Origin of the sequence: Cellulomonas septica (assembly GCF_012396155.1) — a bacterium.
GTDB lineage: Bacteria > Actinomycetota > Actinomycetes > Actinomycetales > Cellulomonadaceae > Cellulomonas > Cellulomonas septica.
In genome coordinates this window covers 1-25,937 of the sequence record NZ_JAAXOY010000005.1, presented here as the reverse complement: position 1 = coordinate 25,937, position 25,937 = coordinate 1, and the positions used below count along the sequence as shown (strand labels likewise).

The window sequence follows — 25,937 nt, the reverse complement described above, 5'->3', positions numbered from 1 at the left end:
GCTCCTCGCGCTCGGCGTCGTGGCCGGTCTGGCCGTCGGCGGCACGCCGGTGACGCCCGCGCGTGCGGACACGGCACCGGCGACCGGCTGGGCGGGGACCGTCTGCGGGTCGCTGACCCGGGTGCCCGTCCCCTTCGCGATCGACCTCGGCGACGACGGGCTCGTCGTCGGCTACGACACCCGGCTGCGCACGATGTCGTGGCAGGCGACCACCGGCACCACCCGCTGGTACGGCGGCATCGAGGGCGGCCTGCGGTCCGAGCTGACCGCGGTGTCCCCCGGCGGGCGCGTCGCGGGCACGGCCGCGGTCCAGGGCGCGCGGTACGAGATCGCCAAGGCGGTGCGCGTCGAGGGGCCGTTGCCCCTGGTGCCCGTCGACCGGTCCCCCGACCGCTACGACACCGTCCGCGCCGTCAACGACGCGAACACCGTCGTGGGCGCGAGCGACCCCGTCGCCTCGCCCGGCCGCACGGAGGCGTTCGTCTGGACCGACCAGCGACGCGTGCTCCCTCCGCCGCCGGGCGTGTGGAGCTCGACCGAGGCCGTCGCCGTCAACACGTCCGGCTGGATCCTCGGGTCGGGTGCGGGGACCGACGCGACCGGCGCGTTCCGCCGGCAGGTGCTCCTCTGGTCGCCGACCGGCACGGTCACCGCGCTGCCCCCGCTCGCCGACGGCAGCCAGGTAGTCCCGGTCGCGCTCGCCGACGACGGTCGGGTCATCGGCTACCGCGTCCGGACCGACGGGCGGGGCGACGCCGTCGTGACGTGGACCGCCGCCCGTGGGTACGACGTCGTCCCCGCGCCCACCCCGAACGGGTCGCCGGTCGACCTGCAGGTCAGCGACGCCGACGCGGACGGGACGATCGTCGGCGCGATCCGCGACGAGCGCGCCACCCCGCCGCTGCGCCCGTTCCTCTACGAGACTGGCACCGGCTTCCGCCTCATGCTCGACCCGGCCGGCGCGCCGCTCCCCACGGTGCCGCAGGCGATCAACGGCGGCCACGAGGCGCTCGTGCGCGTCGGCGCCCACCCCCACCTCTGGACGCCGTGCCGCTGACCACCCGCCGGCGGCGACGACGCCGCGCCCGAGACGCTCAGTCCCACCAGAAGTACCAGGACCTCGACCCGACCTGGTCCCCCGCGAGGTCGGTCAGCGAGCCGACGCCCTGGTGGACGACGTCGTAGCAGTACTCGTACTGCTCGCGCGCCACCGCGAGCGCCTGCGTCGTGCTCGCGGGAGGGTGCTCCACCCACAGCTCCAGCACCTGCTCGCCGTCGAGCGTCACGAGCTCGGCACCGAACCGCTCGTACCAGTCGCGCAGGACGACCGCGTGGTCCACGGGCTCCAGGTCGTAGTTCACGCCGCCGTCCCACCCGAGCAGGACGGGCACCTGCCACCCGTGCGCTGCCGGGACCAGCGCCACGAGGCCGTCGGCCTTCGCCACGGTGAACGTCGCGGGATGGCGGGCCAGCGCGCCGGGCTCGACCATCGCCACCGCGTCGTCGTCGTCCTCGTCGCCGAACGCGTCGTCGCCGCCCAGGTGGGCGTAGCGCTCTGTGCGTCGCACCCGCAGAGCGCGCAGGTCGTCGAGCGTCATGCGCTCCGCACGCGCGAGCTCGGCCGCGGGGTCGTAGTCGTCACGCGCCGCGCCCGGCAGCACCGCGCAGAGGTCCCCGACGTCGGGGCCGAGCAGCACCGGCCACAGACCGGTGCGGGAATGCTCCGCACGCAGCTGCCGCCACCAGACCGGCAGGTCCTCGGCGGCGGCGCGGAACGCCAGGACGTCGCCGGTGCTCGTCGTACCGATCACCTCGGTGTGAGGCGCCTCCCCGAGGACCGCGACGCGCTCGGGCGGGCGCTCGGACGTCTGCGCGCCGTCCGTGGGCCCGGACGGGGTCGGATCAGGGGTCCCGCGACGCTTCCTCCACCAGGCCACGGCGTCATCGCACCACGCGGCACCGACAACCCGCGGCGGGTGAATCGTCGCATCGCCCCTTCTGGAGCACCGCCCGTCGCCCCTAACGTGACAAACCGGACACCGCGACCCGCGCGGTGCCCGTCGTCCACCGGGGGTACGCCATGGCTCGTGCACGTCTGACACTCACCGCCGCCGCGCTCGCGGGCGCCGCGCTGCTCGTCTCGGCCGGTCCTGCCGGGGCGTGCCCACGCGACCCGCGCGACGACCCGGCGACGTGGGAGTACGAAGGCGTCTACGACTGCACGAAGGCGACCGTCGGCCACGGCGTGCGCACGTACACCAAGCCGTCCCCGGTGGCGTTCGTCGTCATCAAGACCGGCAAGACCTACTTCGTCAGCGAGCTGGGCGACGCCAACGAGGGCGACCGCACCTACACGTTCGACAAGAACATCCGCTTCGTCATCACCTGCAACTTCACCGACGCGTAGACGCGGCAGGGCCCGAGCGCATGTGCGGGCGGCTCTGCGCCGGCCGAATGGCCGACGCAGAGCCCGGTGGCGCGCAAGACTCGGACGCGACGGAAGGACCGACGTGAGGGATGACGAGAAGGCCCGAGCGACCAGGGCGACGCACGCTGGACGCGCCGCCCGCCGCTCTGCGGCTAGTCAGCGCGACGCCGATCCACGCGTCCTGCGGACGTTCGTGCACGACACTGACCGACAGGTCCGGGAGAGCCTCGCGGGCAACCCCGCGTGCCCGACGGACGCACTGCTCGCACTGCTCCGCGACTCGCACTGGCACGTCCGGTGGCGGGCCGCCCAGAACGTGTCGGCGGACCAGGAGGTGCACCTGGCTGCACTGTCGACTGGCGACCGAGACCTGGTCTGGGCCGTCGGGCAGCTCGGTGACCGCCTGCAGCCCGAGGTGGTCGACTCCCTCCTGCGGCATCCCGTGCGGGCAGGACGCGAGCAGCTGGCGCTGAGCACCTCATCGCCTGCACTCCTGCACGAGCTGGCCCAGGACGCGGACCATCGAGTCCGGCTCCACGTCGCCATGTCGGACGCCTGCCCTCTCGCTCTGCTCCGTACCCTCGCCGACGATCCACGCAAGGAGGTCAGGCAGGTCGTCGCAGCCTCCCCCCGACTGCCGCGTGACGTCGTCGACAAGCTGGTGCTCGACCGATCCGCTGACGTGCGGTGGAACGTCGTCAGCACCTGGGAGCACGACATCGAGGTCTGCCGGGCGCTGGTCGACGACTCGGACGACATCGTGAGGACGCACGCCCGCGTCGCGCTGGGGATGCCTGTCTGACGGCCTGCGCACTAGCGCCCTGCGCTCGTCGGCGCGCTCGCGCGCGTCGCATCAGCCCGACGATGCGGTGTGATCCCGAACGGCGCCGCCCTCCAGACGGCTGAGCGACCAGCGCGCGGCTCTGCTCCCGTAGAGTCGGCGCGGGGCGCTCGTCCCACCAGGTGGGTGCTGCGCTGGCCGCCAACTCGTCGGGCGAACGACGTCGGAGCCGTCCCGAGGGTCTCTCCCAGCGATAGTCCCCATCCACGGGCCTCTGGTGGGTGCGAACTATCACTCTGATGTGCGAGATCGGACTACGGCCGTGCGAGCCGATCGGACCGTGCGGAACGCGTGACCGAGGGTACGGAACGCCGCGGTTGGGACGGTCCGCCCACACCCGGGCCCAGCGATCTGCTGGCTCGTCGCAGACGGCGGCCCGGGGCCAAGGCTCAGACGATGACGTCGCGCTGACGGCACGCCCAGTCGCGAGTTCACGTCCTTCGCACCATCCTCGACACACTCGACGGGTGGGCTCCGGATTGCTGCGTCGAACGCCGCACGGACGGTCTGTCGTTCCTCGCATGTGTTGTCGCTGCCCTGAAGAGTGGCTGAGATGTCAGGCAAGTATTCGATAGAGCCGGCAAGTTCGCAGGGGCGCCGCCACTCGCCAACGATCGAACCGGCCGATCCAGAGGAATGCGACACCTTCGGCTGGCAGAGCAGGACCGGGTGCCATCTTGAGGTTGCCGCTCGACACCAAGAGAGCTCGACGTCACTGAGAGGCGCCGGCACGGGAGCACTCCCGCACAAAGCGAACGGCCTGATGCGGCCCAATCTCCACGCCCACGAGACCTGGGGCAGGAGCATCGAAGACGGCAGGCAACCATTGTCCGGGCCGTCGCGAGCTGCTCCGCGATCGGACCCCTCATGTCTACAAGGTCGATACTCTCCATCCAACCTTGAGGAGGACGGTGTGTCTGATCGTGCACCCGCGCAGGTAGAGCTCGTCATCGACTCGGACGACGAACTGGATGGAGACTACGAGGATCCAGGCGCCCTAACCCCAGATGCCGTCACAGGCTCGGTCGTCTACACCGTCGACTGGACCGTCGCGAGCGTCGTAGACCAGATCGACGCTGACCCTGACGACCCAACGAGCCAGGGGGTTCTCGTGACTGCACCCCCCTTCCAGCGCCGAACTGCGTGGACAGACGAACGCCAGGGACTTTTCATCGAATCACTCATGCTCGGCCTACCTATTCCGCCACTGGTGCTGGCAGAGAGCATGCGCCATGAGGGACAATTTTACGTCCTCGACGGAAAGCAACGACTCACAGCCCTGCAGCGTTTCTTCGACAAGAACGACCCGTTGCGACTCAGGGGGCTTGAGATACTCAAAACGGAGCTCGCCGGCGCAACATTGGCGGAAATCCAAAACTCAGGCGACCTGCGCAAGTATGCACGCGCTCTGTCGACGCAACCGATCCGCACGGTTGTCGTTCGCAATTGGAAAACGCCATCGTTGTTGCACCTCATCTTCTCCCGCCTAAACAAGGCGAGCGTTCCGCTTGCGTCTCACGAACTTCGCCAAGCCATCTTCCCTGGACGGCTAACCAACTTTGTGAACAAGACAAGCGGCACAAGCGCACCACTCCTCCGAGCGCGACGGCTTACAGAGCCGGACTTCCGGTTGCGCGACGCCGAAACCCTTCTGCGTTACACAGCGTTTCGCACCAACGTCTCGAAGTACTCCGGCGATCTTCGCGACTTCCTTGACCGAGTACTCAAGGGCGGGAATGAGCACTATGAGGAGATCGAATCCGACCTGACGAACCTTGTCCTGGGAATGGAAAGAGCGATCGACGCAACGTTCGAGATATTCGGGAATGCTGCGTTCCTTCGATTCGATCCAGAGCGCGGGCAGTACCTACCGCGATTTAACGTTGCGGTGTTCGACACCATTACCTGGTATTTGGCCGACGAGACGCTCGCTCACTCGGCCGTCGCACGCAAGCAGTCGGTCGTCGAAGCTTTTGAAACCCTATGCACCAATGACCCCGTCTTCTCATCATATCTAACAGCCACGACGAAGACGAAGGACGCGACAATCGGCCGGCTATCGCGCTGGGGAACCGCGCTGGGCGACGCGCTCGGCGTGAAGTTGCAGTACGAGAATTTCGTAACGCCGTTTCTCCCAATTGCCCCTCGGCAGCACTGACGAAGATGCTGCTCGGCGAACCGATTCGAACTCCATGCAAGCGAGCGAGGCGTGCGCGAATCCTGCGACAGCGCATACACGACGTTGCGGCCGCGTTGAGCATCGACGCACAATTCGTTCCCCGAGATCAGAGCGACGTCGACCGGCTGCACGCTTTCCGCTTGCTCGCCCATGCCGAAATCCAGCATTACATCGACATGCTTGCACAAATGATACTGGACAAGACTCAGGATCGAGCCACCAATGAAGGCGTCCTGACTCACGCAGGACACCACCTGCTCGTTTACTACGCACTCGAGCCGCTCGGCACACCGCGCGATGCCCCCAATGCCAGATATCCCGAGTTCATTCCAGCCATCGCCGTGGCGTCGCGCCTACAGGCGCCCGCCCGCTTGACTAAAGCCATACAGCGCCATCAAAAGTTGATAGAGTTCAATAACGGCCTAAAAGCGGGCAATGTGCGTCGAGTTCTCGTGCCCATCGGCTATCGTGAGGACCTGTTTGCTACCGGCATGCTCGACCAGTTGGACAACCTTGGTGCCGCTCGCGGAGACGTAGCACACGGCAGCGGGGTCATAGGCTTCTCGTCTTGGCCATCGGGCTCGACCGAATGGACTCGACTTCGGCTCATACTTCCTGGCCTTGATGCGCTCGAGCGATATGCGCCACGCCTCCTGCGAGCTGCGCATGGATAACCCAGGTGGGCCCCGCGGGCGATCGCGGTCCGCGATGTGTCGTTTGTCGAAGGCCGATGGCGCTGGTACTTCGAATCAACGACGGTCAACCCGCGCCGGGGCGCGCCCGCCCGGAGCGCCATTCGAGCGACGTAATGCGAGGTGGCCGCAACCTATAGCGGACGTTGCCATTGCACATTCTTAGATATACCGGCTGACCGGGCGAGCCGCGCCACCTGCGGGCCCCTGGTATGCCCCTACGGCCTCTCTGTGACTTCCGGCACCTCACCTCGAAGCCCACCTGGGGCTGAACCCACGGCTCTTTGCGAGACCCCGCCGACTGCACTCAGTGGACCGAGATTGTGCGCACTCCTTGGCGCGGCACCGGTCGCCGTCGACCCCCGAGCGCAAGAAGGCTCGGGCCAACCGGTCAGAAGCGCGCCAGCGCAGATAGTCTGCGTGGATCACTGGTTGAGCACAGGCGAGATAACCCGGGGGCAAAGAACTGACACGGCTGGTCAAACAACTCGCCTGACTACTCCCTGAGACGCCGCGCGACCTCGGTCGGCACAACGTCGAGCGCGGGCTCTTCGAACCCTTCACGACGCAGATGCAGCCTGTGCAACTGCGGCTCCTTCTTGCCGTACTCACGCACGCGAGACAAGTCCTCGTCGTGACGTCCGAGGCCATACACGTCGAGTAGCCCGAACCGCTTGAGCATGCGGTGCGCGTCGAACGCATCACGGCTCAGCCCGTACCGCGCCAGACGGGTGGCCGCGGGGATAGCCACCCATCCGGGCTGGAGCCCGGGAACTTCCAGCGACCCGGCACCGCACGCCACCATCAGCAGCAGCGCGATCTCGCTGTCTTCAAGCAGATGGACCCACCCGTTAGTGATGAACGTGTAGGGCAGCGATATCAGCACGTCCTTCGTCGTCGGCAGCGTGTACCGCACTGAGGCCGGCAGAAGAAGCCCACCTTCTCGCAGCGGGATGAAGCCGTCGTACGTGCCCTTGGGCCGCCCGTCGTTGGGCAGTTCGACCAGGCCGGCGCCTTGCAGCGATCGCAGCGCTGCGTGAACGGTGCGCAGCCGGTCGTCGCGGTCACTGGCGACCATACGCGGAGCACCCTGCTTCTTCAGGCGCCCGGCGACCAGGTCAACCCAACCGAAGTCACCCGCCAACGGCAGCTCGTTGGCGTGGGTCGCGGTGCGCCACCGCGTCTTGTGTGCGACCGCGAGGATGATCAGGTAGAGCCGCAGCGCGGCGCCGCGGGAGTCCAGGATGCGGGTCGCCGAAGGGCGGTGCTCCCGGCCCGGAGGCTTGCGGTCGCTGATGGACACCGGCGGGTCGGCAGACCGCCACGAGAACTCACGCCGGATCAGGAGATCGCGGGGCTCCGAGCCGGGCACCCTTTCGAAGTTCGCAGTAGCCCACCGCGCCGATAGGAGCCACCCTTCGCCGTCCCCGTCGGGCGCCGAGCGCACGGTGAGGCGGTTCAGTCGCTTCGTCAGAAGAGCCCGTTCGGAGACCCCCGGGCCGGGTGTGAGGTCGAAGTCGGCCAGGATGCCCACGAGTTACCCCAGATCAAACCGAGCCGATCAACCCGCCTGGCTACATCTTCACGCTTCACAACGATGATTCGTCGCCTGGCGGGTTGTACTGCGGAACCAGTGTAGTTGACCGGGCCGGGAAACGGGGGGATACCTGTCCGCGGAAGTCCCCGACTCACGGACAGGCGCATGACGATGACCACACGGCCCCCCTCGACCTCTGCCCCTTCAACGCCTTCAGCTGCGACCGCGACGTACCTCCTCACCGTGCGCTCCGCGCTCATCTGGGGTTTGGCACTCGTATGCGGCGCGGCTGCGGCTGCCGTAGCAGTCTGGTCGGTGCACGACGCGCACATCGTCGTTCAGTTGCTCGTGGGCTTCGGCGCCGGTGTCGGAGGTGCCCTGGGGGCGGCTGCGACGCTGAACCAGCTCATCGCCCCCGGGGACCCGTGAGTGGTGCGACTCGCACAGCAGGCACTCCACAGTGGGAAGCCGCCAAGCCTGAGTATCTTGCTGGCGCAGCGTCGCCACCGGCTCGTGTTCGTGACGCGATAGGCCCTGCATGTTCGCCTGCATCCCCGTCAGGTGTCGCGTTCGGCGGGCCAACGGCTCGGCATGCTACTTGAGGCGTGATTCCGGTCGAACCGGCCGGGAGTCGGCGTACAGCCCTTCGGGGGCCATGTCGGCGCCGTTCGGCCAGGCGACAGTGCCGCTGTCCGGGTCGACTGCCACGGCGCAGAACTGGTCGTAGTCCGTGCGCATCGGCTCGAACATCGGCCCCCACAGATCGTCCTCGAGGTCGATGACGCGGTGCTCGCCGGTGTCAAAGACCAGCTCGACGATGTAGCGGGCAACGACGTGAACGTCGACGATGGTGATCATCGGGTAGCGCTCGTCGAGTTCGGCGAGCTCGAGGTCGCGGACCTCGAGCAGCCACGGTGACCACAGCGTGACCCTGCAGGTCGGGTAGGTGCGTGCCGCGAGCGAGACGCTGCGCCAGTCCCATGCCTGGTCCTCGGGTGCGCTGCCCTGCCAGAACGTCATGCCGGTAGTTGCCAGCTCGACGCGCGCGGCGGCGGGCCAGTGGCGGTACGCGTGGGCGACGTCTTCGGGCAGCCATGCGCGTTGCTGCTCGCTCAGGTCGCGGTCTGTGAGGATCGGTGTCCGGTCGGGCCTGTCCATGGCATCACTCCCTCAACTTCTGGAAGTCCGAGGCGGATGGGACTGCTCAGGGTTCGACGGGCGGCGCGCCCGCCGCGACTGGTGCGATGCGTTCGGCCGTGCGCTGCAACCACCAGCGGTAGTCCGCGCCGCCGCCCATGGGGTCGGTGAGGTACAGGTGCCGTCGCCCCACCGTGATCGTGGACGTTACTGCGGTCCGGCCACCGTCGACGAGGACCTCGACATGTACGAGCGGCACCCACGCGTCATCGAAGGCGTCTCGTGAGGACCCCGTCCCCGGTTCACGTCGCAGCAGGTGCCGGTCCAGGTCCAGGCGGTAGATGGTCTGGCTCGAGCTGAGCACGAGCCAGAGCCCCGATGCTGTTCGAAGGTCGAGCACGTCGCAGGTCTCTGAGCTGGGGGGCGTGGTGTCTGCGCCGCTCACGGGTCTCGCCTGTCGATGGCCGTCACCGGCGACGTCATGCGGGCGCTGTACTCGGCGTTCGGTTCGATGGGTTCGGTGACCAGGAGCATCCGGTCACCAAGCAGGATGCTGTAGTCAGCGCCGCGGGTGGCGCGCGGGCTCTGCCGGCTCAACAGTCGCAGCGGCCGCAGGTCGCCCGGGCAGGTCGGCGCTCCGGGGGCGGGGTAGCGCGTCACGGTCGGGGCGGCGTCGGCGCGGGTGTCGAACGCGTAGGTCGTCCCGCGCTCGGTCGTCACTTCCCATCGCCCGTCGGCGTCAGCCTCCGGGACGGCTACCCCGCGAGGACCGTCGGGCGGCGGCCCGCTCATCGCGCGACTCGCAAGGTTCGGGTGTGAGGCTGGGCGGCGTTCTCGACCGCCCGCCACTCAGCCAGGGCATTGTTGAGCAGGGCGAACGCGTAGACGTCGATCAGTCCTCGCCGCCAGCCCAGGCTCATCGCTCGGTCGACGATGAGGGTGCGCTTGAGGTTGGAGTGGAACGCTTCGGCGTCGCTGCGCAGGCCGCGAAGCCGTTGGGCGTCGGGGTCGTCGTCGGGGATGACGCGCAGGTTCTCCGGCCGGGCGTAGTCGCCGTCGCGCCCGTGCGGGGACAGCCAGGTGGTGAACTCGCCGTAGGGGCAGGCGATGTCGTAGCCGAGGTTGAAGTGGAAGCGACCGTCGGCGCGGCGGACCCGCTTGACCGGTCCCCGCCGCGGTGTGGAGACGACGACGGGGTCGCCGCGTTCGTCGAGGTCGAGCTGGACCACGCGGCCGCCGATCGCTGCAATCGGGTGCTGGCATGGCCCAGTCGGCAGGGTGTGGGTGGCGAAGCCGAGGGGGTAGCTCTTGGCGAGGCGTCCGCCGGGGGTGCGCACCGCACGAACCGCACCGGGCACATCTTCGCCGGTGGGAATCTTGCTGATCACGACGTAGCCGTAGCGGGTCATGACCTCGTCGATGTGCACGCCGTGGAACGCCCCGTCGTAGATGACGGCCTGGATGCCGCCGTGGGCGTGGCGGGCGACAACGCCCAGCAGCTGCACTGACGTGGCGGCCTCCATCCCGGGAGCTGGGATGTGCTCGACGGCCAGCACGACCCGCTGGTAGGGGTGCATGCCGCGGGTGTGGAAGGCGACGTACCCGTGGCCGAGCACTGAACCGCGGTGCCCGTGGTGCTCGGCCAGATCGGGGTCGAAGCGGCCCTCGGGCTGTTCACGCAGCTCACCGTTCGGTCCCGGGTAGCGAGGGCTCGAGGTTCCGTCTTCGCCGGCGACGCGCACTGCATCCGGTGGTTGGTAGATCGGGCGCACGATCGTTCCATCGCCGTAGACCGTGCGGCTGGGGTCGGGATGGGTGAGCGACCCCGGGCCGCGGGGATCGAGCTGGCCGATTGAGCGCGCGAGGTCGACCGCCACTGGCGGGTAGGCCCGGCTCAGTGCGGCCAGCCCTTCGTCTGAGGTGAGGTGGTGGTCGCGGAACCAGCGCCAGTGGTCCCACTTGGGCGGCCGCGGTCCGGGTGCGGGTAGGTCGAGCCCTTGGGTGGCGATCGCGGTGGAGATGATGCGGCGCGCGAAGTCCCATGTCGCGGGGTGGGCGAGGTCCACCTCGACGCGGATCCCGGAGCGGGCCAGGCGCGCGAGCGTGGCGAACTGCAGCAGCACGTAGGGCGGGTGCTCAGGGGGCCGGCCGACCACCTGCTCCTGCTCGAGCGCAGCCGCGACCCGGTACAGGCTCGGGGAGGACAGCACCGCCGAGAGCCGGTCGAGCGTGCCGATGCGCCGGCCGGTGCGCGTGCTCATCGCCCACCTCCCTGTTCTCCGTCGTGTTTCACGGCCACCAGTGCAGGGCGATGTCCTCGGCGACCGAGTCCAGGCTTCGTGCGCCCAGGCGCACCGCGACTCGCTCGATCGGCATCCCAGCGTCGTAGAGGGCTCGTCCGGCCCAGTTGCGGACCGAGGTGGGGCGCACGTCCGGTTCGGCGGCCAGGTCTGCCGCCGTCAGGACCTCGCCGATCGCGTTGCAGACGGCGGCCTGTGCGACGTGCTGCCCTGGGGCACCAGCGCCGCGGTAGGTGACCAGGGTGTGACTGCCTGCGCCTCGCTCGTGCAGCATCTCCAGCTGTCGGCTCATCACCCGGGAGCCCCAGTCGGTCAGCTCGCCGAGCCTGCCGCGGGCACGCTTCGTCCCCGCGAGGCGCACCCATCGCGGCGCGGCCGCGTCGTCTACGTCTCCGACACGTACCTGGGTGATCTCACTCGTGATCGCCGTCGCCTCGGCCAACGCCCAGCACACCGCACGCTGCAGGCTGGTCGAGCCGGCGGCGCCGAGCCGGGCCGCGACCCGGCACAAGGTGACCTCGTCGTCAGTCAACGGGCGTGCCGCGGTCGACGTCCGGGCCGGCAGGTGGAGGTCCAGGGTCGGGTCCCCGTCGTAGAGGCCGAGGTCGCGGAGCGCTCGGAAGTACATGCGCAACGCCGTGCGCCGAGCGTGCTGGGTGGTGAGCTCGGCGGGCCGCCCCTCGGCGGTTGGGGCGGTGACGAACCCGCTGCACAGCGCCGGGGTCAGGTCACCGACGCCCATCGCGCCCTGACGCATCACCCGCTGGGTGAACCGGTAGGCAGTCTCGTGCGCTCGCAGCAGCGTCTGCTCGGAGAACGCCCCACTCGCCGCCCACGCCGCGTGCGCCCGCTCGAGCAGCTCGTCGAGTGACAGCGAGTCCTGCGCTGGGCGAGCGGTCGCGGTGGTCGTCTCGGAGGTTTTCGCAGTCACATCACCACCTCCCAGGACTCCGACGGTAGGACGCTGCGCCGGCGACGCGAAGGCGCCAGAACGCGATCGCGCGCAGCCCGGAACGTCATGCCCGTCCGACCTGCGGCTACGCGCGTCGAGTCCGATGAACATCGGATGCCGACATCCGGTGTTCATCGGATCTCCGGAAGCCCTCGCTCGGAGGTTTGTCGGAGGCCGTCAGCAGAACGTCGGAGTCAGAACCCGATGGATGACCGACGGTTCCCGTCAACTCCCCGGCGCACGGTGGATCTGGCCGCACGAAGCGGCGATCCACCGCACTAAGGAGCACCTCTCGATGCCCGCCCCCGCCGCCGCGACCAGCCGAACCAAGGCCAGCCGGAGCACGCCGACGCGCGACGAGCGCAGCCGTATCGTCGACCTCTTCGCGTTCCCCGCCCTGGCCAACCTCGCGGTAGTCCTGGCTGACGCTCGGGCGGACATGTCGTCGCGTGGACGCCGCTCGCCGTACTCCGACACGTGCCTGCTCGCTGTGGCGGCATGCGCCCGCATCACGGGGTCCACGGCGTCCGCGCTCAATCTGCTCAGCAGCGACGAGGACCTGTGGCAGCGCTGTCGGGCGGCGTTCGAGCGGGTCCATGGTGAGACACTGCCGACGACCGCGCCGGACCGCGATCGGGTCAACTACCTGCGCAAGAAGATCACCGACCCGAGGCGACCGCTGCTTACCGCACTCGTTCGCGCGTTCAGTGTCGCGGCCGTTGGGCAGGCGCAGGCGCTCGGCAACCTGCACCCCGGGGTCCAGCCTCAGTGGGCCGAGCCCGACGTCAGACACGCGATCTTCGGCGACGGCACGATCGTCAAGCCGTACAGCGACGTCACCGCCGTCGCGAATCCGATCACCGGCAAGGTGCACTACATCGGTTCGCGGGCCAACACGGGGACGCCGAAGCTACAGCGGGCGTGCCGCGAGGTCGGCACGGACGACAAGCCCGGACGCGGCATCAACTTCGTCTCGATGCACACCCGGACCTCCGCCGGCCGCGTCGTCCTGGCCGTCGACAGCGAGTTGGGCGCCGAAGCATGGACCGCCCTCGACCTCATCGAGCGTGTCATGGCCGTCGCCGGCGACGGTGTGCACTCCGTCGTCTACGACCGGGCGCTGACTGGCTGGCACACCGCGTACCTGATGGGGGCGCACCGTGTGCAGCTGTTCGGTGAGGCCGTCTCGCGCCCCAAGGACTTAGATGCCATCGACACGGAGTCACAGCTCAGCGAGCGGCTTCGACGGGCCACCATCGGCGTGACCACCACCACGATGACCCGCGCCGCCGCCAATCGCACCGTGCTCGAACGCATCTACTTCGGTGGCCGACCGCAGCCGGTCGGGATCAGCCTGTACCCCTCCAGGAATGCCTACGACCTCGTGCACAGCGCCTACCGGTTCCTGACCGCGACGCACACCACCACCGACGGACTCAGCTGTGAGCACGACCTCGTGATGGACGACGGCGCTCTGTTCACCGTCGAGGTAGACGACCTCAGCGAGCAGCTCGTCAAGCGCGACCACCTGACCTGCGTCGACTCCTCCGCGCGGCGAGTCAACTCTCGCCGGTGGCAGCGCGTCAGCACCTACGAGATCCCCTGCGCTGGCGGGCACTTCAGGCACGAGCTGACCTGGACCCCCGAGACGACCCGCTACACCCGCGACAGCACGGACATCGTCCGGGCACCCAAGGACGCCGTCGGCTCGCGGCTGCACCCTGTCTCGCGCCGCGACGGTAAGAAATTCGAGTTCGTCGACCGGGCCCGCAACGACGTCGAGGGCTACAACTCCTGGTTCAAGGGCACTCTCCCTGGCCAGAGCAGCACCCGTGGGTCTGCGCTGTCCCGGGAGGGGCAGATGCTCGACTTCCTGCTCGCCGCCGTGGTCCAGAACTCGATCACCTGGGCCGAGCACCTGCGCAACGGTTGATCCCTACTCCTGCCACCGCCTGTCACCCCTGCTCCGATTGCCGCCGATTCGGGTCCGCGCACGGTCCCCGAGGTCAGCAACGACCACGACGAAAGGGACCCACCGTGACCCGCAAGACCGGCAAGAAGCCGAATCCTCCGGCGCTCTCACCCACGCTGCACATGAGCTCCGCGGACGCCCGCCTCGCGTTCGATCACCTCGACACGAGCTGGGGCCTAATGCCGGACCACCGCGCGCGTGACGAGTTCGAGATCGCCTGGGACAGGCTGACGACCGTCGCCCGAGCCCACGGCATCACCGATCTGTACGGCCTTCTCAAGGACTTGGCGCTCGTGCTGCGGGCCATCGCCGTCCCCACCTCCGCCATCGAAGACACAACGGACGAGGTGGCGCTCGCCTCGATCCACCTGCACCGCAACGTCGCGGTGGCGATCGGCGCCGCTGCCGCCGCCAGCATCGGCGCCGAACCTTCTGCCGTCTACGCGCTACCCGCCAACGTCAAGATCGCGGCGCGCACTGCCGACCCTCGCAAGCAAGGGCGACCCGCCGAGATCGACGAGGTCGTCCTGCTGCGCACCTACACCGCGCTGGGCGCGACCAACACGTCAGGCCGCACGCGACGAGCCGCCGCGACCGTCGCGATGACGGACGCCGGCTGCATGCTGCGCGAGACGACCCAGATCACCGATGACTCACTGCTGGACGTCGTCGAAGGCATGGCGTCCGCCGTCCTGGCGAACGGCCACAACAACGGAGTCGAGTCGCGGTTCATCACCCTCGACGACTTCCACGCTCGTGTGCTCCAGACCGTCCTGCTCGACGCCCGTCCCGGGCGGCCGCTGCTCTACGAGGCACGGAAGCCGAACGCCGACACATACGCCGGCGGATCCTCCGCGGACGGTGTGCTGAAGCGAGCGCTGACCGCCGTCGGACTGGGCCACACCGACATCGAAGCCAGCGCCCTTCGCCGGTGGCGCATCAAGACCACCTGGCACACCCACGGCCCCGACGCGGCAGCAGCAATTGCCGGCACCGACGTCGCCCGCGCAGCACGGCTCGCCGACATCCAGACCACGCGCGATCTCGTCATCGACCTGCCCGCGGCCACGAGCGGCTTCCAGCCCCTCCCCCTGGCCGCCTGACTTCACTCCTGCTCTTTGACAACTCCACACAGGAACACAACCAACGGGCGGTGCCACACCCGACGAAACGGGCGCACTCAAGGAGGTGATACGGAAGTTGCGCCCGCACCACACCGCCAATCGACGCCCGGCCACGCGGCCGCGCTCCTACGCTGGGCCCATGCCCGCCGACGACGCCTCGCGCCTCGCCGCCGAGCAGCGTGCACGCGTCCTGATCGACGCCCAGCTCACCGCGGCGGGATGGTCGGTCCAGGACAAGAACAGCCTCAACCTGTTCGCGCCGGGCGTCGCGGTCCGGGAAATGGTTATGGCCCCGGGCCACGGGCGCGCCGACTACGTCCTGTACGTCGACAAGCGAGTCGTCGGCGTCATCGAGGCCAAGCCGCAAGGCACGACGTTGTCCGGGGTTGAGTGGCAGTCCGCCATGTACGCAACCGGGCTGCCCGACCGGCACGCGAAGAGAGCCGTCGTCATCGACGGCCGGCTCCCGTTCGTCTTCGAGGCCACCGGCTCGGAGACGCACTTCACCAACGGCTACGACCCCGATCCACGAGCCCGCAGGGTCTTCGCGTTCCCGCGACCCGAGACACTCGCCCGGACGGTCCGCGGGGCGGTCGACCGCCCCGAGGCACCCACGTGGCGGGCGAAGGTGCGCCACCTGCCGCCGCTGGACGAGGCGCCGCTGCGGCCCGCGCAGATCGACGCGATCCACGGCGTCGAACGGTCTCTGGCTGAGCAGCGCTTCTCGCGGTCACTGATTCAGATGGCCACCGGCGCGGGCAAGACCTACACCGCGGTCACCCAGTGCTACCGCCTGCTCAAGCACGGCGGGTTCGGTCGCGTCCTGTTCCTGGTCGACCGCAACAACCTGGCCGACCAGACCCTCGCCGAGTTTCAGAACTACCGCACCCCCGACGACGGACGCCGATTCACCGAGCTCTACACGGTCGACAAACTCTCCACGGCAGGGATGCTCGCCTCGTCCTCGGTGGTGATCTCCACGATTCAGCGCGTCCACCGCGCCCTGTCGGGCCGGGAGGTCCCGGACGTCGACGACCCCGGCCTGGACGACTACGTGCCGGACGCCCCGGTCTCTGTGCGATACAGCAGCGCGTTGCCGCCGGAGACGTTCGACCTGATCGTCGTCGACGAGGCCCACCGCTCCATCTACGGCGTGTGGCGTGGGGTGCTGGAGTACTTCGACGCGCACATCGTCGGCCTCACCGCGACGCCGGGGAAGCAGACGTTCGGGTTCTTCCACCAGAACCTGGTGTCCGAGTACACGTACCCGCAGTCGGTGGCCGACGGTGTGAACGTCGACTTCGACATCTACCGCATCCGCACCCAGGTCACGGAGCAGGGGTCGATGATCGAGGCAGGGACCGTCGTCCCGAAGGTTGACCGCCGCACTCGTGCGCATCGGTTCGAGGCGCTCGACGAGGATCTGGAGTACACCGCCCCGCAGCTCGACCGCGCGGTGACGTCGCTCTCGCAGATCCGGCTCGTACTGGAGACGTACCGCGATCGGATGCCCGAGATCTTCCCCGGCCGCACGACCGTCCCCAAGACGCTGATCTTCTGCAAGGACGACGCCCACGCCGAACAGGTCGTTACGACCGTGCGTGAGGTGTTCGGCAAGGGAAACGACTTCGCGGCCAAGATCACGTACAACGCCAAAGACCCCAAGGGTCACCTCAAGGCCTTCCGCACCTCGGCGTCATTGCGCGTCGCGGTGACCGTCGACATGATCGCCACCGGCACCGACGTCAAGCCCCTCGAATGCGTCATGTTCATGCGCGACGTGCGCTCGGCGCAGTACTTCGAGCAGATGAAGGGCCGCGGTGCCCGCACCATCCCGGATGCCGACTTCCAGGCCGTCACGCCCGACGCCACCGAGAAGACACGGTTCGTCATCGTCGACGCCGTCGGCGTCACCGAGCACGACTTCGTCGAGCCGCCGCTGAACCGCGAGAAGGGCGTGAGCCTCAAGCAACTCCTGGACCGCGCCGCGAACCTCACCATCACCGAGGCAGAGGCCGCCACGCTTGGTTCACGCCTGGCTGCGCTCGAGCTGCAGCTCACGCCGGACGAGCGATCCGAGCTGGACCACGTCGCAGGTCAACCGCTGCGGGACGTCGTCCGCGACCTGGTCGACGCTGTCGACGCGGACCGCCAGGCCGCCGCGCTGGAGGCAGCCCCCGGGCGCCCGCCAGCCGACGTGATCGCCGACCTCATCGAGAACGCCGTTGAGCCGCTTGCCGCCAACCCCGAACTGCGCGCCCGCATACTCGAGCTGCGTCAGACCCACGACCGCGTCATCGACGAGGTCACCGTCGACGAACTCCTCGACGCGCATGGCGTCGTCGACACATCCCGCGCCCGCTCCATCGTCGAGTCTTGGACCGCTTACCTCGCCGAGCACCGCGACGAGATCACCGCCATCCAGCTCCTCGACGAGGCTCGCACTCGCCGCGTCCCGTTCGACTCCCTCAAGGAGCTCGCCGACCGTATCGCCCGTCCGCCGCACAACTGGACCATCGATGTCGTGTGGGCCGCTTACGAGGCCATCGAGGCCGGCAGCGTCACGCACAACGATCACGCCCGCCTTACCGACCTCGTCTCCCTCATCCGCTACACCCTGCGCGCCGACGAACAGCTCGTGCCCTACGGCGAGCTGGTCCGCGAGCGATATGCCGCCTGGCTCTTGGCGCAGGAACAGGCCGGCGTCAGGTTCGCGGACAACCAGCGCTGGTGGCTCGACCGGATGGCGGAAGTGATCGCCGCCTCCGCCGGATTCGACACGGACGACCTTGACGCCGCACCCTTCACGGAACGCGGCGGCGTCGACGGGATCGTTCGCGACCTCGGGCACGACGCCGTGACCCTGATCGACCAGCTCAACGAGGAACTGACCGCGTGACCGCACCAAACGAATGGGACTGGCGGCCGCTTGGCGAGATCGCCGACACCGCGCTCGGCAAGATGCTCGACAAGGGCAAGGACCGCGGCCGGCCTCGCGTCGAGTACCTGCGGAACACCAACGTTCAGTGGGGACGGATCGACACGAGCGACCTGCTGACAGTGGAGCTCTCTGATGAGGAGCTCAAGCGCTTCGAGGTCCGCCAGGGCGACGTGCTGGTGTGCGAGGGCGGGGAGATCGGTCGCGCAGCTGTGTGGCCAGGACGGGCCACGTACATCGCCTACCAGAAGGCCTTGCACCGCGTCCGGCCCCATGACGAATTGGATGGCCGCTTCCTGGTTCACTACCTCTCGCTCGCAGCGCAGACCGGCCAGCTGGACTTGCTATCTACCGGGTCGACGATTCGGCACCTGCCACAGCAGCAACTCCGAAAGCTGACGATCCCCGTCCCGCCGATCGCCGAGCAGCGACGCATCGTCGACATCCTTGAAGACCACCTCTCCCGCCTCGACACCGCCGAAGCGGGCCTGGACGCGAGCCTCGCGAGGGCCGATGCGCTCCGCTGGACGGCGGCCGCGCGATGGGTGGCACATGCGCCAGCTCCGGGCGCTCCCGTGCGCCTCTCCGACCTGCTATCGAACTACATCGGCGGGGTGTGGGGCAGCGCGCCGGGAGAGGCAGATGTCGACGTGGACGTGCTTCGTGTCACGGAATTGAGAGCGTGGGGGTCCCTCGACCCAACGACTGCCGCGCGGAGGTCGGTGACGCAGTCACAACTGGCTTCGCGCGAACTAATCGAAGGCGACCTACTCCTTGAGAAGTCCGGCGGCGGAATCACCACGCCGATCGGTCGAGTTGGACTCGTGCCCGCGTTAAAGAGTCGATCGATTTGCTCCAACTTTATGCAGTTGATGCGACCCGATCCATCGCGAGTTGAGCCACGATTCTTGCATCTCTATCTTAATGCGCTTCAGGCGACCGGGGCGACGGAACACCTCCAGAAGGCGTCCACAAATCTCCGCAACATCAAGGCATCCGAGTACGCGAATATCGAAGTATCGATCCCTTCCCTTGAGCATCAGCGCCAAGTGGTCGGCGCCGTGGACTCGCTTTGGGCGAAACTCAGCTCCACGGTTCCGACGGTCCGGACCGCCAAAGCGCGTAGCCATTCACTCCGCCGCGCCCTGCTCGCCGCGGCGTTCTCAGGCCGTCTCACCGGCCGCACGTCGGACATGGATCGAGCAGAAGAGTTTGTCGGATGACAGTTCCGGACTACGAATCGTTCATGCGCCCGCTCCTGGCTTTGCTGTCGGATGGCCGCACCTGGACAGTTTCCGCTATTGTCGCCGCGCTCAGTGACGACTTCGAGCTCAATGCCGACGATCGCGCGGAGTTGCTTCCGAGCGGAAAGGTCCGACTGGTTAACAGCCGAATCGGCTGGGCCAACACATACCTCGCCCAGGCCGGCCTCATCGAGCGCCCGGCGCGCGGGCGTGCCCGCATTACCGATGCCGGGCGCGCGGTGCTCAGGACCAACCCGGACCGCATCGACACCCGCGTCCTGAGCGAGATCGATGAGTTCCGGGCCTTCCTCGGGCGGTCGCGGGAGGCCTCTCGCCCACGCCGCGGCACATCGGCGCCGAACGAGCGCACAGCCGGCCCCCGTCCGCCGGCTGACCTCGAGACCGAGCTCGCCGCCGATCCGCGAGAGGCGATCGAGCGCGCGGCCGCCCAGAACACGGCGCTTGTCGCGGGTGAACTCCTCGTTCGGCTCCTGAGCATGGACCCGACGGCCTTCGAACGGCTTGTGCTGCACGTCCTGACCGCCCTCGGGTACGGCGGACGCTCGGGCGCGGTGGAGCACACCGGACGCACCGGCGACGGCGGGATCGACGGCATCATCCGACAGGACCCGCTCGGCCTCGAGAGGGTCTACATGCAGGCCAAGCGCTACGCCGCCGACACTCCGGTGGGGCGGCCCGCGGTCCAAGCGTTCGTAGGCGCACTGCACGGCCAGCAGGCCGATCGCGGCGTTTTCATCACGACGAGCACCTTCAGCCGGGATGCCGTCGAGTACGTGCGCTATCTCCGCGAACGCATCGTCCTCGTCGACGGCCGTCGGCTCGCGGACCTCATGGTCCTAAATAACGTCGGCGTCCAGGACGAGCAGGCCTTCACGCTGAAGCGCCTCGACGAGGACTTCTTCGAAGCCCTGTAGTTCTCCTTGCTCGCACCGGTACCACCCGAAAGGCCCCCACTGTGGCTGACGCTCGACGCCTGGTCGACAAGCTCTGGTCTTACTGCAATGTCCTGCGCGACGACGGCGTCGGCACGATCGAGTACACCGAGCAGCTGACCTACCTGCTGTTCCTCAAGATGGCGCACGAGCGGGCGACTCGACCGCTCAAGCCGGAGCAGATCGTCCCCGACGAGTTCTCGTGGCAGCGGCTGCTCGACGCCGACGGCGTGCAGCTCGAGTTCGAGTACACCCGGATCCTCCTCGGCCTGGGAAAGGAACCCGGTACGCTCGGAACGATCTTCCGCAAGGCGCAGAACCGCATTCAGGACCCGGCCAAGCTCAAGCGACTGATCCACGACCTGATCGACGCCGAGCAGTGGTCGCAGACCGGAACTGACATCAAGGGCGATGCCTACGAGTCGCTACTGGCCAAGGGGGCCGAGGACATCAAGTCCGGTGCCGGCCAGTACTTCACACCGCGACCGATCATCCGGGCGATGGTCGACTGCGTTCGGCCGACGGTGCACGACACGGTCGTCGACCCTGCCTGCGGCACAGCTGGGTTCCTGCTCGCCGCCCACGAGTACGCAGCGCGCGACGCAGCGTCGATGACGCCGCCCGAGCGCGCGCACTTGCGTGACAGGTTTGCGCACGGCGTCGAGTTGGTCGACGGCACCGCCCGCCTGGCGGCCATGAACCTGCTGCTGCACGGTATCGGAGATGCCAACGGCGAGTCCTTGATCGAGGTCAAGGACGCCCTCATCGCCGATCCCGGCCGACGCTGGTCGGTCGTCTTGTCCAACCCGCCGTTCGGCCGCAAGTCATCCCTGACGATGGTCGGCGCCGACGGACGCGAGGCTCGCGAAGACCTCGAGATTGAGCGGCAGGACTTCGTAGTCACGACGTCGAATAAGCAACTCAACTTCCTGCAGCACATCGCCACGATCCTCGACATCAACGGCCGTGCCGCGGTCGTCCTGCCGGACAACGTTTTGTTCGAGGGCGGCGCCGGCGAGACCCTGCGCCGCCGCCTGCTCCGCGACTTCGACCTGCACACGATGCTGCGGCTACCGACCGGCATCTTCTACGCCCAGGGCGTCAAGGCGAACGTGCTTTTCTTCGACAAGAAGCCCGCTGCCGAGCAGCCGTGGACGCAGCGGCTATGGGTCTACGACCTGCGCACCAACCTGCACTTCACGCTCAAGCAGAATCCGCTGACCCGCTCCCACCTCGACGACTTCGTCGCCTCCTACGCCCCCAGCCGCCCGCGCGACGAGCGCATCGAGTCCGAGCGGTTCCACTCGTTCGGCTACGACGAGCTGATCGCCCGCGACAAGGTCAACCTCGACATCACCTGGCTGCGCGACGAGTCCCTGGAGGACCTCGACAACCTGCCTGCCCCCGAGGTCATCGCCCGCGAGATCGTCGAAGACCTCACCGCGGCACTCGCCGAGTTTGAGGCCGTCGCCGCAGCACTCGAGGCCGCAGCCGGTGAGAACACATGATCACACCGAGCGCTCGCCTGGCCTGGTTCCTCGACCCGAACCGCACCGATGAGGCCGCGGACGTGCTACGGCGGTACTTCACGCCGCGACCCGAGGGCCAGTTCTCCGGCGCCCACTTCGAAAGGCTGGGTGGCGGTGGGGACCGCCCAGCCATCGCCAACGAGTTCACCGCCGAGGACCTCGTCGCAGTCTCGATGCTCTCAGTCGACATCGGCGGAGACGCCGCGCTGGAGATCCTGCTGCACCGACGCAACCGCCTGCACGAACTCCTCCGGCAGGTGTCGACCGACGTCTCGCTGGCGTCGCTGCCTGCTGACTCGCTCGGTGCGGACTGGCCGGTGCGAGCGATCTACTCGGAGCTCTTGGCGATCTCAGGAATCGGCGACACCGCCGCATCGAAGCTGCTGGCGCGCAAGCGCCCGCACCTCGTGCCCGTGTTCGACTCCGTCGTCGACGCCGAGCTCTCGCTCGTCAAGCGCCGGTTGTGGCTGTCACTGCACGACTGGCTGAACGCAGACGGTGGCGCGAACGCGACGCACCTTGCGACCCTCCGCGGGCGCGCCGGCCTCGGGCACGACATCTCACTCCTGCGCGTCTTCGACGTCCTAACGTGGATGGTCGGCAAGGGCTACGCGACACCCAGCGGCCGGGTCGAGGTGCCGTAGCCTTCCGGTGAGGACTGAGCCAGGAGTCCCAGAACCGGGACGAACTACACGAACGTTGTCCCGAGGGTTCTCCCAGTGATAGTCCCCATCCACCGGGCCTCTAGCTCAACTGGCAGAGCAGCGGACTTTTAATCCGCGGGTTGTGGGTTCGATCCCCACGGGGCCCACCACCCACGTGCGCGGCACCGCCGCGTGGCGTCACGGGGTCGACCCGCTCGGGACGACGGAGGTCTCGAGCCGACCGACGACCGCCGTGATCGTGGTGCGCGTCGGCGCGCTGGTCTCCCGGGCCAGCGCGGCGCGCAGGTCGGGCAGCGCCGCCGTCGCCCCCTGCTCGTCGAGCCACTTGGCGGCGCTGGCGCGGATCGCACCCCGACCGTGGCGCAGCGCTCCGGTGGCCACGGCGAGCGGGTCGCCGTGCGTCTCGACGACGCGTCGGGCGGCGGCCCGCGGGCGGGCGGGACCGGAGACCGACAGGTCGACGACGCGCGGCAGGTACCGGGACGGCATGACGGGCATCTGCGCGAGGACGCCCAGCGCCTTGACGAGCCACTCGTCCTTCACCGGTGCCTCGGGGACGGCGAGGCCGAGGCAGTCGTCCAGGCGTTCGGGGTGCTCGACGAAGAACGGCCACGCGACGGTCGGGAGCAGGTAGTCGCCGAGCAGGTAGCAGCGGGCGATCAGGGCAGCCGGTCGCCGGACTCCCAACCTCGACACGGCGTCGGCGAAGAGGCGGAGGTCGAGCCCCTGGTAGTCGAAGTTCCACATGAGGATGTTCGGCCGGTCGTCTTGCCAGCCCAGCCGGAGGCGCTGGAGCGGGCTGAGCATCGGCCCGACCTCGTCGGCGAAGCGGATGTCCGTGAGCGCGCGGATCAGAGGGTGGACCGGTCCGCCGCGACCTTCGATCGCCCGCACGGCCTGGGCGCAGTCCTCGAGCGTGAGAGCCGCGTGCGCGGCGACGGCCTCCGTGGTCTGGCGGAACCAGAGATCGGCGTCCGGGTCCCCTCCGCGCTCCTCCAGCCGTCGACGTGCCGCGTACAGGTCCCGGCGTTGCATCCCGATCCACCGCGTGACGACGTCGTCGAGCATCTCCGCGAAGCGGGGCGGGGCGGGGCCGTCCAGCCACGGCTGCAGCGGCGGCACCGCGAGCCGGGGGTCTGGCGTGTGCCGACGGACGTCGATCTCGCCCACGGCGGCGCGGAGAGCGTGCTCGGTGAACGGACTGGCATGACGCAACGGCTCCACCAGCATCGAGCGCGCGACCGCGTCCCCTCGCCCGACGAGGAACGTGACGGCGTCGTCCCCGACGCCGTCCCGACCGCCCATCGCCCGTTCGAGGTCCGGGCGCGCGTCCTCGAGGTCGAGCGGCACGCGGCTGTACCCCTTTGCCCGGACCTCGGGCGACGGGTCGAGGATCATCGACCGCCATGTCAGGTGGCGCACGTTGTTCACCCGGTCTGCATCGGCGTCGGACGCAGCGGTGTTGAGCCCGCACCCGGTGCGGAGGAGGAGGCGTCCTCGCTCGCTCGACCGACGACGCGTGCGTCGACCGCTCACCACCCGGCGCGCGGCCGGGCGGTGAGCGGCCGGACGCGTCAGGCGACGCGCTCGACGGGGGCCTGGAGCTCGGTGACCCAGTCCGGCCCGGGCTCGTGGCCCTCGGCCTCGAGGTACACCTCGCGGGTCGGGCCGGCGACGCGGTAGCCGTCGGCGGTGAGCTGCTCGAACAGCGACATCCACGACTCGCCGATGCCGCTCATGTCGCCGTGGTGGAGCGCGGTCGCGGCGAGCGGCACGGCGGGCAGGGTGACGACGTCGTACCCGTCGCCGGGCTGCGGGTCGGGGCCGGTCGGGTAGGAGACGGTGACGCCGAGGGTGTCGTCGTCGTGCGGCTCGTACCAGAAGGTCGACGGCTCCAGGATCGGCCGGCCGGCGGCCTCGAGGGCGGTGTCGAGCCGCTCGATGAGCGGTCCGACGACGGGGCTGACGTGCTCGGGGCCCATCCCCGGCGCGACACCCGCGAGCGCGTAGACGGTGAGGGACGGCATGGCGCGGTAGTCGACTGCGAGGGTCATCGCGGCATCTCCTTCGAGCTGGGAGAGCTTGCGCCGGATCCGGTCGGCGCGGGCGGCCTCGGCCGCGAGCTCCGACTCGATCTCCCGCAGCCGCTCGCGCAGCACCTCGGCGAAGGCCGCGTGCTCGTCGTCGGCGGTGAGGACCGTCGCGATGCGGTCCAGGCCGACGCCGAGGTCGCGGAGCTCGACGAGGCGCAGCAGGTGCGGGACCTGCGCGGGTGCGTAGCGGCGGTACCCGGTGCGGTCGTCGACGTGGACGGGCCGCAGCAGGCCGATCGCGTCGTAGTGGCGCAGCATGCGCACGCTGACCCGACCGATGCCGGCGAACTCTCCGATGGTGTACATGGCGTCGACCACGCTGGAGCCTGACACGGCGTGAGGGTCAAGCACCATGCTCGACGGGGGTGCGGCAGCCCGCCGCGGACGTCACCGGGAACGGCCCGAGACGGCCGGGGGCCGCGCGACCGGGGAGGTCACGCGGCCCACGACGTCAGGCGGAGGTGCGTCAGAACGGCATCTCCGTGGTGATCTGCTCCGGAGCGGGCGCCGTCACGGGCGTGCCCGCGCCGAAGTTCGTGAACGTCATGGTCGTCGTCATGCCGATCAGCTCGTACGACACCTTGCGCACCAGGTCGTCCTCGCCGACCCAGTAGGTGTAGGTGAGGGTCGCGGGCAGCGCGGCGACGGACTCGGCCTCCGCGAGCTTGGCGGCGGCCTCGCCGGTCATCTTCGTGGTGTCGACGACGACGGTGTACGGCTGCACGGTGACGCCGTCGAGCGTCTCCTCGGGACCGGCGGGCTCGACGCTCGTGATGGCCGTCTCCATGCCGGACAGGCCGGTGTCGAACTGCTCGGTCATGCCGCCGAAGTCGGCCGCCAGCGGGTTCGACGCGTCGTTGGGGTCGATCTGGAAGAACTGCTCGCCGAGCATCGCGATCTTGAGGTACGCCATGCCGCCCACGAAGCGGATCTCCATGTCGCCGACCTCGGGCATCGTCATGCGCATCGCCATGTTCTGCGCGCCGTCGACGACCTGCATGCTCGCGGTGCCCTGGAACGTGGCGGCGCCGGTCATGTCGAGCGTCATGTCGTAGGACGTCTGCGCCTTGAGCGCACCGTCGAGGCGGGCGACGAGGTTGGTCGCCGAGAGCACCTCGACGGTCGGCGTCGGCGTCGCGGACGCGGTCTTCGTCGGGACGGGTGCGGGCGACTCGTCGGCGGTGGCGCTGCCGCCGCCGCACGCGGCGAGCGTGGCGGCGAGGACGACCGAGACGGGCAGGGCGAGGATGCTGCGGGACTGCACGGGGACTCCAGACGACATGCCGCACGGCTGGGCGGTCGCCCGAGGCGCGCCGGGCGGGCGGCAGACGCGCGGCGCGGACATCCTGGCAG

22 protein-coding genes and 1 tRNA gene are annotated in these 25,937 nt (G+C 68.9%); 13 read left to right on the top strand and 10 right to left on the bottom strand.

Features of this window, described 5'->3' with window-relative positions; translation table 11 throughout:
• Positions 1 to 1,057 (top strand): hypothetical protein (locus HGA02_RS01100; protein WP_210728002.1); only part of this gene is annotated, 1,057 nt, incomplete at its 5' end.
• 37 nt (positions 1,058 to 1,094) lie between these two features.
• On the opposite strand, the gene HGA02_RS01095 is transcribed toward HGA02_RS01100, so the two are convergent.
• Entirely contained in the window at positions 1,095 to 1,811 is a 717-nt protein-coding gene (locus HGA02_RS01095; RefSeq protein ID WP_343035186.1) for a DUF4253 domain-containing protein, read from the bottom strand.
• 269 nt (positions 1,812 to 2,080) lie between these two features.
• Here HGA02_RS01095 and HGA02_RS01090 point away from each other — a divergent pair, with 269 nt between their 5' ends.
• The 4 genes from HGA02_RS01090 (at position 2,081) to HGA02_RS01075 (ending at position 6,122) form a co-directional block, all read left to right on the top strand.
• On the top strand, positions 2,081 to 2,407 hold the full coding sequence (locus tag HGA02_RS01090; RefSeq protein ID WP_168676641.1) for a hypothetical protein: 327 nt from the start codon (positions 2,081 to 2,083) through the stop codon (positions 2,405 to 2,407).
• A 214-nt stretch (positions 2,408 to 2,621) separates the two neighbouring features.
• Positions 2,622 to 3,230 carry a hypothetical protein gene (locus HGA02_RS01085; RefSeq protein WP_168676639.1) on the top strand — a complete coding sequence of 203 codons (609 nt, stop codon included), beginning with the start codon at positions 2,622 to 2,624 and terminating at the stop codon, positions 3,228 to 3,230.
• 952 nt (positions 3,231 to 4,182) lie between these two features.
• On the top strand, positions 4,183 to 5,427 hold the full coding sequence (locus HGA02_RS01080; RefSeq protein ID WP_168676637.1) for a GmrSD restriction endonuclease domain-containing protein: 1,245 nt from the start codon (positions 4,183 to 4,185) through the stop codon (positions 5,425 to 5,427).
• A gap of 95 nt (positions 5,428 to 5,522) precedes the next feature.
• Positions 5,523 to 6,122 carry a hypothetical protein gene (locus HGA02_RS01075; protein ID WP_168676635.1) on the top strand — a complete coding sequence of 200 codons (600 nt, stop codon included), beginning with the start codon at positions 5,523 to 5,525 and terminating at the stop codon, positions 6,120 to 6,122.
• 514 nt (positions 6,123 to 6,636) lie between these two features.
• Here HGA02_RS01075 and HGA02_RS01070 read toward each other — a convergent pair.
• The 6 genes from HGA02_RS01070 to HGA02_RS01045 form a co-directional block, all read right to left on the bottom strand.
• Positions 6,637 to 7,674: a hypothetical protein gene (locus HGA02_RS01070; RefSeq protein WP_168676634.1), complete on the bottom strand. Its 1,038-nt coding sequence runs from the start codon at positions 7,672 to 7,674 to the stop codon at positions 6,637 to 6,639.
• A gap of 597 nt (positions 7,675 to 8,271) precedes the next feature.
• Entirely contained in the window at positions 8,272 to 8,835 is a 564-nt protein-coding gene (locus tag HGA02_RS20285) for a DUF2442 domain-containing protein (protein ID WP_210728001.1), read from the bottom strand.
• 46 nt (positions 8,836 to 8,881) lie between these two features.
• Positions 8,882 to 9,214, bottom strand: a complete 333-nt coding sequence (locus HGA02_RS01060) for a hypothetical protein (protein ID WP_168676632.1) — start codon at positions 9,212 to 9,214, stop codon at positions 8,882 to 8,884.
• Between the two features lie 41 nt (positions 9,215 to 9,255).
• Positions 9,256 to 9,534: a hypothetical protein gene (locus tag HGA02_RS01055; RefSeq protein ID WP_168676630.1), complete on the bottom strand. Its 279-nt coding sequence runs from the start codon at positions 9,532 to 9,534 to the stop codon at positions 9,256 to 9,258.
• A gap of 68 nt (positions 9,535 to 9,602) precedes the next feature.
• On the bottom strand, positions 9,603 to 11,075 hold the full coding sequence (locus HGA02_RS01050; RefSeq protein ID WP_168676628.1) for a hypothetical protein: 1,473 nt from the start codon (positions 11,073 to 11,075) through the stop codon (positions 9,603 to 9,605).
• Between the two features lie 28 nt (positions 11,076 to 11,103).
• Positions 11,104 to 12,045: a tyrosine-type recombinase/integrase gene (locus HGA02_RS01045; RefSeq protein ID WP_168676626.1), complete on the bottom strand. Its 942-nt coding sequence runs from the start codon at positions 12,043 to 12,045 to the stop codon at positions 11,104 to 11,106.
• A 229-nt stretch (positions 12,046 to 12,274) separates the two neighbouring features.
• Between HGA02_RS01045 and HGA02_RS01040 the strand changes: the two genes are divergently transcribed.
• The 8 genes from HGA02_RS01040 (at position 12,275) to HGA02_RS01000 (ending at position 22,640) form a co-directional block, all read left to right on the top strand.
• Entirely contained in the window at positions 12,275 to 13,999 is a 1,725-nt protein-coding gene (locus HGA02_RS01040) for a hypothetical protein (RefSeq protein ID WP_168676624.1), read from the top strand.
• Positions 14,000 to 14,103: 104 nt separating this feature from the next.
• Positions 14,104 to 15,141: a hypothetical protein gene (locus HGA02_RS01035; RefSeq protein ID WP_168676622.1), complete on the top strand. Its 1,038-nt coding sequence runs from the start codon at positions 14,104 to 14,106 to the stop codon at positions 15,139 to 15,141.
• Between the two features lie 160 nt (positions 15,142 to 15,301).
• Positions 15,302 to 18,061 (top strand): type I restriction endonuclease subunit R, encoded by a 2,760-nt coding sequence (locus HGA02_RS01030; protein WP_210728000.1) that lies wholly within the window; start codon positions 15,302 to 15,304, stop codon positions 18,059 to 18,061.
• Positions 18,058 to 19,323, top strand: a complete 1,266-nt coding sequence (locus tag HGA02_RS21545) for a restriction endonuclease subunit S (protein ID WP_168676618.1) — start codon at positions 18,058 to 18,060, stop codon at positions 19,321 to 19,323. Before HGA02_RS01030 ends, HGA02_RS21545 begins: the two co-directional genes overlap by 4 nt.
• A gap of 23 nt (positions 19,324 to 19,346) precedes the next feature.
• Complete coding sequence (locus HGA02_RS01015) at positions 19,347 to 20,279, top strand: restriction endonuclease (protein ID WP_210727999.1); 933 nt, start codon at positions 19,347 to 19,349, stop codon at positions 20,277 to 20,279.
• 41 nt (positions 20,280 to 20,320) lie between these two features.
• Positions 20,321 to 21,805 carry an N-6 DNA methylase gene (locus HGA02_RS01010; RefSeq protein WP_168676614.1) on the top strand — a complete coding sequence of 495 codons (1,485 nt, stop codon included), beginning with the start codon at positions 20,321 to 20,323 and terminating at the stop codon, positions 21,803 to 21,805.
• On the top strand, positions 21,802 to 22,470 hold the full coding sequence (locus HGA02_RS01005; protein WP_168676612.1) for a DUF6308 family protein: 669 nt from the start codon (positions 21,802 to 21,804) through the stop codon (positions 22,468 to 22,470). Before HGA02_RS01010 ends, HGA02_RS01005 begins: the two co-directional genes overlap by 4 nt.
• A 94-nt stretch (positions 22,471 to 22,564) precedes the next feature.
• Positions 22,565 to 22,640, top strand: a tRNA-Lys gene (locus HGA02_RS01000).
• Between the two features lie 28 nt (positions 22,641 to 22,668).
• Here the strand turns inward: HGA02_RS01000 and HGA02_RS00995 are convergent.
• The 3 genes from HGA02_RS00995 to HGA02_RS00985 form a co-directional block, all read right to left on the bottom strand.
• Positions 22,669 to 23,922 (bottom strand): hypothetical protein, encoded by a 1,254-nt coding sequence (locus tag HGA02_RS00995; protein ID WP_168676610.1) that lies wholly within the window; start codon positions 23,920 to 23,922, stop codon positions 22,669 to 22,671.
• 143 nt (positions 23,923 to 24,065) lie between these two features.
• Positions 24,066 to 24,890, bottom strand: coding sequence for a MerR family transcriptional regulator (locus tag HGA02_RS00990; protein ID WP_168676608.1), 825 nt, complete (start codon positions 24,888 to 24,890; stop codon positions 24,066 to 24,068).
• Between the two features lie 160 nt (positions 24,891 to 25,050).
• Entirely contained in the window at positions 25,051 to 25,848 is a 798-nt protein-coding gene (locus HGA02_RS00985; protein WP_168676604.1) for an SCO4651 family lipoprotein, read from the bottom strand.
• Positions 25,849 to 25,937: the final 89 nt, after the last annotated feature.

What these genes read in the sequence shown, in the direction of transcription:
- HGA02_RS00990 (WP_168676608.1), bottom strand. Translation starts at nt 24,890, where the DNA reads ATGTACACCATCGGAGAGTTCGCCGGCATCGGTCGGGTCAGCGTGCGC.
- HGA02_RS01050 (WP_168676628.1), bottom strand. Translation starts at nt 11,075, where the DNA reads ATGAGCACGCGCACCGGCCGGCGCATCGGCACGCTCGACCGGCTCTCG.
- HGA02_RS20285 (WP_210728001.1), bottom strand. Translation starts at nt 8,835, where the DNA reads ATGGACAGGCCCGACCGGACACCGATCCTCACAGACCGCGACCTGAGC.
- HGA02_RS01040 (WP_168676624.1), top strand. Translation starts at nt 12,275, where the DNA reads ATGACCGACGGTTCCCGTCAACTCCCCGGCGCACGGTGGATCTGGCCG.
- HGA02_RS01015 (WP_210727999.1), top strand. Translation starts at nt 19,347, where the DNA reads ATGCGCCCGCTCCTGGCTTTGCTGTCGGATGGCCGCACCTGGACAGTT.
- HGA02_RS01030 (WP_210728000.1), top strand. Translation starts at nt 15,302, where the DNA reads ATGCCCGCCGACGACGCCTCGCGCCTCGCCGCCGAGCAGCGTGCACGC.
- HGA02_RS01090 (WP_168676641.1), top strand. Translation starts at nt 2,081, where the DNA reads ATGGCTCGTGCACGTCTGACACTCACCGCCGCCGCGCTCGCGGGCGCC.
- HGA02_RS01005 (WP_168676612.1), top strand. Translation starts at nt 21,802, where the DNA reads ATGATCACACCGAGCGCTCGCCTGGCCTGGTTCCTCGACCCGAACCGC.